The following is a 9,322-nucleotide window of genomic DNA, read 5'->3' as shown; positions in this document are numbered from 1 at the left end:
GGCGTGTCGATCGGCCAGTGTGCACGGAAAGCCTCGATCTCGTCTTCTGACCACGGGGGATGGCCATCTGGCTGCGCGACGGGTGCTTTCTTGGCGTCTGCGGTCGGATCAGCGATCTTGTATGTCTCAGCGAGCCACTTCCCAAAGCCCCGCCATACTTTCAGGTGGTTGTTCCGTGCGTGTCCCGTGAACCGGTTCAGGTCAGCTTCGATATGCTTGGTCCGAAGATCGATCACCCGGCCATGCCCGTACCCGATCTCGACGGCCAGCCGCTGCATGAGATTACCACCGTCAGCCAGTTTGGATCGCGCAAGACAATCCAGTACCGGCCCCGCACGACCGGCTTCAGTGCCGATGCCGAGTACCGTCTCCGCCAGCACCGCGAAACGCCGATCATGCCCGGTTGCACGGCACTTTTCACAGTTGGCTTCAACGGCGGCGCGAAACTCTCGACCATCAGCTTTTCGCTAACCGACTTCGACCTGATCCGCCAGCATGTGGCTGAGGTGGACCGTCAGATTCTCGAAGCCTTGACCACCGACGCGCCGGTTGCGCCCGCCGACATGGACCTGTGACGCTATGACCGACGCCGCAACAGAAACCCAAACCTGCCCATTCTGCTACACAGAGATGGACGCGCGGGCAGATGTTTGCCCCAGTTGTCAGGCAACCAAGGACACGACACCCGAATGGGCCAAGCGCCTGAAAATATAAAAGATCGGCGCATTCGCTCTGATCATCGGTCTCGGGCTGAGGTTCATAGACGGCAAGGGTGTCTGGTGGTGGGGGTCCCCTGTCGTTTTGATCTGAGGCTTCTTCCTGTTCAGGGCACATAAATTCGATGTCTCAGAAGTGCTTTGGCACCGTAAGGAATGAGGAGGCCCCTATGGCTTGGTATGACACACCGGCGTGCAGGGAGCAGCGTCAGGAACTTTTCGCATTGGCAAAGCGCGACCGATCCGACGCTGAAGAGACCCGCTTTCAGGAATTGATCGGCCTTGTGAAGAAATGCGATGCATATAACAAGGCAGCCGAGGATTTCGTAAAGGCGCGCTGCATTTCTTCGGGCATGTCCACGGCAACTGGCGCGGCACGTCCAATGCGGTGAATGTCGGCGTCGATCTCTGGGACTACGCCCCTGTCAACGCCCGCGAAGCCTTCGCCCGTGCCCGCAGCCTGCCGCCCAACAGGCACTGGCAGGATGCTGAGCCAAGGGCGAACGCGAGGTAATCCATATGTCCCGTTCTCACCGCAAAATCCCGATCATTGGCGTGACAAAAGCCCCAAGCGACAAGTCCTTCAAAACCAGCGAACACCGCCGGGCACGCCGCGCCCTGAACCAGATCGACCTGACCGCAGATGACGCGCCTTATGAAAAACAGTTTGGCGACCCATGGCGCGCCGACAAGGACGGCAAGCACCCTTTTGACCCGAAAGAATACCCCGATTTGATGCGCAAATGACCTGCAACCCTGAGCGCCGCTCGACGCATCACGGCAAAACCAAGCCATTCCGCGTGAAATGCACGCTCTGCGGCACCATTGCGGAAAGCTGGCATTATGCCGCCAAAGCGCCAAAAGGGGCGACCAAGGGCATGGCGTCTTGCGCGTGCGGCAACATCACCGTCGATAGCCTGGGCTACAAGAACCTCGGGCGGGTTTTCGAGAAGCAACCAGGAACGGCAGAAGGCGTTGGCTGGCTATACCGGGCGGCGCGATGTTCCGAGCCCTACTCGGGATAGGAGCCCGGGATCTGCTGATCGTAGTCGACGATGGCACCGGTCATGACGCCGGCATCGCGGCTCAGCATGTAGCTGGCAAGGAAGGCAAGCTGGCGAGGTTTTGCCAGTTGTTTCATCGGCTGCGCCGCCTCCGCCCGCTCCAGCCAGCCGTCTGTCGCGCCGTGGTACCTGCGCTGGGTGATGTTCTCGCCGGGTGTGTCCATCCAGCCGGGCAGGATGGCGTTGCAGCGGATGCGGTTAAACTTCTGCGCGTTGGCGACGTTACGGGTGAGCGTGACCAGTGCCCCCTTCGAGGCCGAGTAGGACGCGAGGTACGACTGGCCGCAATGGGCGCAGTTGGAGCCGATGTTGACGATGGCGCCTCCGCCGCCGTCGCTCAGGCGATGCCGCACGAAGCCCTGCATCAGGAAGAAGGGCGCGCGAACATTGGTGAAGAACATTGCGTTCCACTGCTCCACCGTGCAGTCGGTGATGCTGTCGCGGGCGCCGAGGGCGGCGGCATTGGCGAGCGCGTTGATCGTGCCGAACTCGCGCACCGCCGTTTCGATCAGTCCAAGGCAGGCGTCCGGGTCGGTCAGGTCCATGGCAATGGGCAGGACGGTGCAGCCCTCGGCGCGCAGTTCCGCCGCAGCGCTTTCGAGCTTCGCGCCATCGCGCCCGGCAAGCGCGACGCGCCGGCAGCCCTCGGTAACCATCTGGCGGGCGATGGCGAGGCCTACGCCCTGGCCGCCGCCAGTGATCACCGCAGCAGTTTCGGCGTGGCGGGTCATCATGTCAGACATTTTCGAACTCCTGGTCAGGACCGGTCAGATGGATGGTTTTGCCCGTCTTGAGAGAGGCGGTCGCGGCTTCGGCAAGGTACGCGGCCATCAACCCGTCGAGCGCATTGACCGGCATGTCCAGGCCAATGCGCGCGCAATCGAGGAACAGGCGAATCTCGGCGGTGTAGCTCGGCCCGTAGCGCTCCATGAAAAACTCGAGGATCGGCGCGTCGGTGCCAGGCGCCTCCTTGCTGAAGCTGCGGAAGCCCGACTGGCGCGGGTTGTCCGACATCAGCATCCCCGTGGCGCCGAAGGCTTCGATCCGCTGGTCGAACCCGAAGGCGCAGCGGCGGGAGTTGAGGATGGTGACGATGGCGCCGTCCTCGGCGAGCATGGTCACGCTGGCGGTGTCCACATCGCCCAGCCTGCCGATTTCGGGATCGACGATGGAAGAGCCGTGCGCGGTGACGCTGACCATGTCCTGGCCCACGATCGAGCGCGCCATGTCGAAATCGTGGATCATCATGTCCCGGAAGAGGCCACCCGAACGCGGTATATATTCGAGCGGCGGCGGGAAGGGATCGCGGCTGGTGATGGTCAGTTGCTCCAGCCGCCCGATGCGGCCCGCATAAACCCCCTCGCGCACGGATGCATGGCCGCGGTCGAAACGGCGGTTGAAACCGAGGAACACCTTGCGCGCCGCAGCCTCGCCCACGGTGGCAATGAAATCCCTGCTCGCCGCATAGCTCGATGCCAGCGGCTTTTCGCACAGCACCGGCTTGCCGGTCTTCACCGCCTCGTAAAGCAGCTCCACATGGGTGTCCGACGAGGTGGCGATCATGATCGCCTCAACCTCTGTGTCATTCATCGCGTCGGTGGGGCTCGCGGCCACCTTGCCGCCGGTCGCCTCGGCCAGTGCCCGCGAGGCCGCTTCCACCGGATCGAAGATCGCGGCCACTCGCGCGCCCGCCTCGGCGATGGAGGCGGCGTGGACCTTTGCCATGCGGCCCGCGCCCATGATTGCAATGCCGGTCATCGTCATTCCTCCCCGATGAAGACACGGCGGTCTTCGGTTGCCGAGCGGTCCATGGCGTCGATCACCCGTTCGGTCTCGTAGCCGAAGCGGAAATCCGGGAAGCACTCTGCCTCTCCGGCGATGCCACGGATCAGGTCATAGACCTCGATCACCTTGACGTCGAAATAGCCCAGCCCCCCACCCGCGAAGTCAAACCCGAAGAAGCCGCCGAATTGCTCGACCTGGCTTCCGGCATAGATGGTCTTGAAGCCCCGATCCGGCTTGGGATCCGAATAGCGGGCGATCTTCAACTCGTTGAACCGCTCCCCGTCCATGACGATGGTGCCTTCCGTGCCGGAAACCTCCCAGCAGATGCCGAAGATCTTTCCAGCGGCGATGCGGGACGATTCAATCGTGCCGCCGGCGCCGCTGGTGAAGCGCACCAGCGCCTGAAACTGGTCCTCGTTCTCCACCGCGAGCCGCTGCGCGCTCCGGTCGGCGCTGGCCGCGTAGCCCGAGCCGCCACCCGGTGCGGGGCGCGTGGCGACGAAGGTCTGCGCCTGCCCGAAGACGCTTTCGACCCCGCCCATCAGGAATTGCGCCACGCTGATCACATGGGAGCCGAGATCGCCGAGCGAGCCGGTGCCCGCCTCCGTCCGCGAGCAGCGCCAGCTCCACGGCATCTCCGGGTCGTTGAAGAAGCCCTGATCGAACCAGCCGCGAAAGCGGGTGGGTGTGCCGATGTCGCCCCGTTCGATCAGTTGTCTGGCCAGAAGCGCCGCCGGCGTCTTGATGTTGTTGAAGGCAACGAAGGTCTTGACGCCACGGGCCTCTGCGGCCTCGGTCATCTTCCGCGCGTCCTCAAGCTTCACCGTCAGCGGTTTTTCGCAATAGACGTGCTTTCCGGCCTCGATCGCGGCCATTGCCATCTCGAAATGCATGGCGTTCGGGGTGGTGATATCGACCACGTCGATTTCCGGGTCCGTTACCATCGCGCGCCAATCGCCCGTGGCATGGGCAAATCCGAACCGCGCCGCGTTGGCCTCGGCCAGATCCTGCGTCGCATCGGCCAGCGTGTGCAGCACCGGCACCAGCGGCAGGCCGCGATAGAGCATGCCCGCCCGGCGCCAGGCATCGGCATGGGCCTGGCCCATGAAGCCCGAGCCGATCAGCCCGATATTGAGTGTCTTTCCTGTCATGTCGGTTTCTCCGGCAAATGCCTCAGGCGTGGACGGGGTGCAAAATATGTTCGCTCACATAACGATGGGCGCGCGCGACGGTTTCCGCAGGCGGGGCTTTCGCCGGGTCCTGTTCGGCTTCCACCACCAGCCAGCCGGAATAGGCCCCGGTGGCAAGGAACCGCGCAAGCGGCGCGAAATCGACCGACCCGTCTCCCGGAATGGTGAACATGCCGGCACGAACCCCGTCGTTGAAGCTGATCGCCTCGGACCGGACCCGCGCCATCACATCGCTACGCACGTCCTTGAGGTGGATGTGTCCGATGCGGGCGGCATATTCCTCGATCAGCACCGAATAATCGAAGCCGCCGGCCAGGGCATGGCCGGTGTCGAGCAGCAGACCGACCGCTTCGCCGGTGTTGTCCATCACCGCGCGTACCTCGTCGAGCTTCTCCGCCACCATCATCAGATGGTGGTGGTAGACGAGGGTCAGCCCGTATTCCGCCCGCAGGGCCTCGGCGAACCGGGTCAGCCTTTCGCCATGGGCCGCGAAGTCGCCGGGGGCGAGCACAAGACGGTCGGCCAGCGGTATGTCGAGTGCGTTCCCGGCCATGTGGCCGCATTCGCCGTAAACCATGATCCTGGCGCCGCAATCCCTGAGGAGCCTGGCATGGGAGCGCACTTCGCTCAGTTCTTTGTCGACGCCGCGTTCGGCCAGAAAGCCGTTGTACCAGCCCGAGACGAAACTCAGCCCGTGCGCCGCCAGCAACACCGCCAGCGCGTCCGGGTCGGACGGAAAGGCACGGCTCATCTCGACCCCCTCGAAGCCGGCGGCGCGGGCTTCGGTCAGAACGGTCTCGGCCGTGGTGTCACGCCCCAGATCCTCCAGCACCTCGTTGACCCACGAAAGCGGGCTCACACCGAGGCGTATTTTTCCCTTCGCGCCCGAAAGCGCATTGGCTTCAGACATCTCGTTCTCCTGCGGATATAGGAACGGTATCGCGGTGGCCCCCCCGGGCAACGCGCCACCGTATGGTCACCGGGCGGGCCATTCCGGGAATGTTCCCGCCCGCCCCGGCACGGTTCTCAGTTCTTGCCCGAATAGGCATCCATGTTTTCCGGTATCACCAGTTCGAAGGGGATGTGGGTGATCCGGGCGATATCCTCTCCCTTGGTCAGCGCCACCAGCGCATCGACCGCGCCCGTCGCCTGACCATGGACGTTCTGGAATGCGGTAACGTCGAGTTCGCCCGCCGCCATGGCCGCCAGACCGTCCTGCGTCGCATCCACCCCGACGACGATCACCTCGTCCTTGTCGATGCCTGCCGATCGCATCGCCTGAATCGCACCGATCGCCATCTCGTCGTTGTTGGCGAAGACGACATCAAAGGATGCCCCGGTCGTCAGCCAGTTGGTCATCACGTCGAGCGCGGTTGTCCGCAGCCAGAGCGCCGATTGCGCATCGACGATAGTGATGAAACTGCATTCATCCGTACCCAGTACGTCGCGCACCGCCTGTGTCCGCTTGGTGGCGCCGTCATGCGCGAGATCCCCCATCAGGATATAGGCGCCGGCCTCGGTCCTGCCCTGTTCACGCAGGATCCGGCAGGCCTCTTCGGCGCCCAGCCGCCCGGCTTCGAGTTCGTCGGAGCCGACATAAACCTCGTCGTCAGGCAGATTGTCGACGTTGACCGGCGTCATGTTGACATAGACCAGCGGCGTTCCCGCCGTCTCGGCCGCCTGCGTGATCCCGGGCGCGGCCGAGGTATCGGCGAGCGTCACGATGATCCCGTCAACCCCGGAAGCCAGAAAGTTGCTCACCTGATTGAGCTGTTTGCCGACATCGCGGTCGGAATCCTCGACCTGGATCTCGAGGCCGAGTTCTTCGGCCCTGTCGATGATGCCGTGCCGCAGCAGGGTCTGGAAGTTGTCGTTGAAGCTCTGCATCGAAACGCCAACGGTTTCGGCATGCAGCCCTCCGGCGAGCAGCGCGATGACGCTGCCCGAGAACAGAACGGTTCTCATGTTGGGTCCTCCTCTGGCGGGTGCCGGCGTCACCCGATCTCATATGCCGGGGCACAGCCAGATCGATGAGGTCTTTCCTGCGGGATCCGAAATCCCCGACCGATATTCGAGCGAACTGACACGCCACTGACCAGACACTACGCGCGGCACCGCAGGCAGGCGACGATTCGCTTGATCAAATCTGATCAGAGACTCTCGGCCGTCACGGTCACGAAACGGATCGGCGTGGTGTCCACCGCCTCGTCGAGCATCCCGATCTTGCTCATCATCAGGTCAATGGCCCGTCGCGCCTGCGCTTCGGGCGCCTGATCGAGTACCACCGACATGATACCATCGCGCAGCGCCCTGGTGCTGGAATCGGTGAGTTCGTGGCCGACGAAGAATATCTCGCCCGCCCGTCCGCTGCGCCGGATTTCGTCGCCAATCGCCGCATTCCCCGCGCCAACGTTGTATAACCCAACAAGATCGGGCCAGGTTTTCAGCGCATCGGCGATCAGATCGGCGCTGCGTGCGGGCTCGTCACGGGCAAAGCCGACCCATCGGAAGGACAATCCGGTGCGCGGATACCGATCGAGGAAATCGGAAAATCCCCGCAGCCGGGCCCGTTGCACCTGATAGACCGGATGTCCGAGCACGACCACGCTCCCGTTCCGGGGCTGCATGCGCGACAGGAAGAGAGCCGCGGTGCGTCCGGCGGCGTAATTGTCGATGCTGATCAGATCCCCTATCGCCTGTGCCGCGCGGGTGACCACATGCACCACCGGGATGCCGGTGCTGACGGTCTGTTCGACGGCGAGCTGGATCTCCGGATGATCGGGCACGGCGAGGATCAGCCCGGCGCGCCGGATCCCGGGGGACAGGATCCGCCGGACGATCGCACCGGGATCCTGTTCGTCGAGGAAGGTGCGGTGAACCCTCACCGCAGGATCGAGCGTCGCGGAGATTCGCTCGAAAGAACCGGAAAGACGCCGAAAGAACGTGTTTCCGGGCCGCCCCAGCAGGATGTCGATGCGCAGGATTCCCCGATGTACGTCAGGCAACGGACGGGGATAGTTGAGCACGCGAACCGCTGCGATCACCCTTTCGGCAGTCTCGGGGCGCACCCCGCCCCTGCCATTGAGAACACGCTCCACCGTCGCGGTTCCGACCCCTGCTTTTCTGGCTATGTCGGCAAAAGTCGGTTTTGGCATGGCAGATGAGACCACAGGAACTCCGGCGCGAAACCCGGATGGGGATGCCATCCGGAAAGCGAATCCGCAACCATCGGGCGCGATTCTCGCAGATTGCGCAAGCGTCAGGATGCTGTTTCGCAACCAGCACCCGAGGCCCGTTTGTCCGGCCGCCGACATGTGCCGGTTGCCGCCCTCGTCGGAGCCTCCCTGAAAAAGCGCCGGAAGGGACTCCCGGAATCGCCGGGAACTATCTGATAATCCCGGATCGTATCGGCCCGATTCTGTTTGCACACCTGGCAGCTGGTGGTTCGATTCCGATCAGTAGATGTGAATATTGAATATATATTCGTTATATTTTGTGAAATCATGTTGATCTACCCTGAATAAGATGATCATTTTTGGGAAATGCGCCTGTCACCTGCGATGCGGTTCACTGCGGGCCGAGTGGTCACCTTGCGAAAACGGTGTGCCCCGGGGATGCCTGGCCGGAAATGGAGGAACGAACATGAAGATCGGCGTTATTGCTGACGATTTCACCGGGGCCACTGATATTGCGGGCTTCCTCGTCGCGGGCGGACTTGCCACCACGCAGATGATCGGCGTGCCCGGGGTGGGGGTGGATGTGCCGGGCGATGCGGTGGTGATCTCGCTCAAGTCACGCTCCAACCCTGCGGGGGAGGCGGTGGCGGACAGTCTGGCCGCGCTGGGCTGGTTGCGGGCGCAGGGTTGCGGGCAGATCTTTCAGAAATACTGCTCGACCTTCGATTCAAACTCCGCCGGAAATATCGGCCCGGTGGCGGATGCGCTGATGGAGGCGCTCGGGGCGGATCTGACGGTGATCTGCCCGTCTCTGCCGGTGAACGGGCGCACGGTTTACAACGGCTATCTCTTTGTCGACGGCGTATTGCTGGAGGAATCGGGTATGCGCGATCACCCGATCACGCCGATGCGCGACAGCAACCTCATGCGCCTGATGGAGGGCCAGGCGCGCGGCAAATGCGGCCTCGTACCGCTCGCCACCGTCGAGGCAGGGCCGGACGCGGTGCGGGCCGCGCTTGAGGATGCGCGCATCAAGGGGCTGCGCTACATGGTGCTCGATGCGATCACCGATGCGCAGATCGATGTGCTCGGTCAGGCGGTGTCGGACATGGCGCTGGTCACCGGCGGCTCGGGGCTGGCGGCGGGGATTGCCCGCGCCCGGCAGGGCGCCGCGCCGGCCAGTGCGGCTGAGGCCGGCCGGCCGCGCGACGGGCGCGGCGTGGTGCTGGCGGGCTCCTGCTCGCAGATGACCAACCGGCAGGTGGCGTTTTATCGCGGGCTCGCCCCGGCGCTGGCCGTCGATCCCGAACGCTGCGTGGCCGATGCCGCGGGCTATGGCGCTGAGCTGGCCGATTGGGTGCTGGCACAGCCCGCCGGGGCCGATGATCCGG

At 63.8% G+C, this 9,322-nt stretch carries 11 protein-coding genes; 5 read left to right on the top strand and 6 right to left on the bottom strand.

Translation table 11 applies throughout. The features are described 5' to 3' along the window. Positions 1-59 precede the first annotated feature (59 nt). From ACK5IR_RS13465 to ACK5IR_RS13450, 4 genes are all read left to right on the top strand, one after another. Complete coding sequence (locus tag ACK5IR_RS13465; RefSeq protein ID WP_416929689.1) at positions 60-575, top strand: hypothetical protein; 516 nt, start codon at positions 60-62, stop codon at positions 573-575. A 311-nt stretch (positions 576-886) separates the two neighbouring features. After that, a complete protein-coding gene (locus ACK5IR_RS13460) occupies positions 887-1,108 on the top strand; it encodes a hypothetical protein (RefSeq protein ID WP_416929688.1) in 222 nt (73 codons plus the stop codon). Positions 1,109-1,235: 127 nt separating this feature from the next. Next, positions 1,236-1,463, top strand: a complete 228-nt coding sequence (locus ACK5IR_RS13455) for a hypothetical protein (RefSeq protein ID WP_416929687.1) — start codon at positions 1,236-1,238, stop codon at positions 1,461-1,463. Further along, positions 1,460-1,741, top strand: a complete 282-nt coding sequence (locus tag ACK5IR_RS13450; RefSeq protein ID WP_416929686.1) for a hypothetical protein — start codon at positions 1,460-1,462, stop codon at positions 1,739-1,741. Before ACK5IR_RS13455 ends, ACK5IR_RS13450 begins: the two co-directional genes overlap by 4 nt. Here the strand turns inward: ACK5IR_RS13450 and ACK5IR_RS13445 are convergent. The 6 genes from ACK5IR_RS13445 to ACK5IR_RS13420 all read right to left on the bottom strand — a co-directional run bounded on the left by ACK5IR_RS13445 (position 1,729) and on the right by ACK5IR_RS13420 (position 7,910). Continuing rightward, positions 1,729-2,523, bottom strand: coding sequence for an SDR family oxidoreductase (locus ACK5IR_RS13445; protein WP_416929685.1), 795 nt, complete (start codon positions 2,521-2,523; stop codon positions 1,729-1,731). The genes ACK5IR_RS13450 and ACK5IR_RS13445 overlap by 13 nt on opposite strands. Further along, on the bottom strand, positions 2,516-3,538 hold the full coding sequence (gene iolG, locus ACK5IR_RS13440; protein ID WP_416929684.1) for an inositol 2-dehydrogenase: 1,023 nt from the start codon (positions 3,536-3,538) through the stop codon (positions 2,516-2,518). Before iolG ends, ACK5IR_RS13445 begins: the two co-directional genes overlap by 8 nt. Positions 3,539-3,540: 2 nt before the next feature. Next, positions 3,541-4,716, bottom strand: a complete 1,176-nt coding sequence (locus ACK5IR_RS13435) for a Gfo/Idh/MocA family protein (RefSeq protein WP_416929683.1) — start codon at positions 4,714-4,716, stop codon at positions 3,541-3,543. A gap of 22 nt (positions 4,717-4,738) precedes the next feature. Beyond that, on the bottom strand, positions 4,739-5,665 hold the full coding sequence (gene iolE, locus ACK5IR_RS13430; protein ID WP_416929682.1) for a myo-inosose-2 dehydratase: 927 nt from the start codon (positions 5,663-5,665) through the stop codon (positions 4,739-4,741). Between the two features lie 116 nt (positions 5,666-5,781). Next, positions 5,782-6,720: a substrate-binding domain-containing protein gene (locus tag ACK5IR_RS13425; protein WP_416929681.1), complete on the bottom strand. Its 939-nt coding sequence runs from the start codon at positions 6,718-6,720 to the stop codon at positions 5,782-5,784. A 185-nt stretch (positions 6,721-6,905) separates the two neighbouring features. Continuing rightward, positions 6,906-7,910 (bottom strand): LacI family DNA-binding transcriptional regulator, encoded by a 1,005-nt coding sequence (locus tag ACK5IR_RS13420; protein WP_416929680.1) that lies wholly within the window; start codon positions 7,908-7,910, stop codon positions 6,906-6,908. A gap of 487 nt (positions 7,911-8,397) precedes the next feature. Here ACK5IR_RS13420 and otnK point away from each other — a divergent pair. Then, the coding region (otnK, locus tag ACK5IR_RS13415; protein ID WP_416929679.1) for a 3-oxo-tetronate kinase at positions 8,398-9,322 on the top strand (925 nt) is incomplete at its 3' end.

It is taken from the genome of Tropicimonas sp., from assembly GCF_047971885.1.
GTDB lineage: Bacteria > Pseudomonadota > Alphaproteobacteria > Rhodobacterales > Rhodobacteraceae > Tropicimonas.
This window is presented reverse-complemented; position numbering and strand designations above follow the sequence as displayed.

What these genes read in the sequence shown, in the direction of transcription:
- iolG (WP_416929684.1), bottom strand. Translation starts at nt 3,538, where the DNA reads ATGACCGGCATTGCAATCATGGGCGCGGGCCGCATGGCAAAGGTCCAC.
- ACK5IR_RS13465 (WP_416929689.1), top strand. Translation starts at nt 60, where the DNA reads ATGGCCATCTGGCTGCGCGACGGGTGCTTTCTTGGCGTCTGCGGTCGG.
- ACK5IR_RS13445 (WP_416929685.1), bottom strand. Translation starts at nt 2,523, where the DNA reads ATGTCTGACATGATGACCCGCCACGCCGAAACTGCTGCGGTGATCACT.
- iolE (WP_416929682.1), bottom strand. Translation starts at nt 5,665, where the DNA reads ATGTCTGAAGCCAATGCGCTTTCGGGCGCGAAGGGAAAAATACGCCTC.
- ACK5IR_RS13435 (WP_416929683.1), bottom strand. Translation starts at nt 4,716, where the DNA reads ATGACAGGAAAGACACTCAATATCGGGCTGATCGGCTCGGGCTTCATG.
- ACK5IR_RS13455 (WP_416929687.1), top strand. Translation starts at nt 1,236, where the DNA reads ATGTCCCGTTCTCACCGCAAAATCCCGATCATTGGCGTGACAAAAGCC.
- ACK5IR_RS13425 (WP_416929681.1), bottom strand. Translation starts at nt 6,720, where the DNA reads ATGAGAACCGTTCTGTTCTCGGGCAGCGTCATCGCGCTGCTCGCCGGA.
- ACK5IR_RS13420 (WP_416929680.1), bottom strand. Translation starts at nt 7,910, where the DNA reads ATGCCAAAACCGACTTTTGCCGACATAGCCAGAAAAGCAGGGGTCGGA.
- ACK5IR_RS13450 (WP_416929686.1), top strand. Translation starts at nt 1,460, where the DNA reads ATGACCTGCAACCCTGAGCGCCGCTCGACGCATCACGGCAAAACCAAG.
- ACK5IR_RS13460 (WP_416929688.1), top strand. Translation starts at nt 887, where the DNA reads ATGGCTTGGTATGACACACCGGCGTGCAGGGAGCAGCGTCAGGAACTT.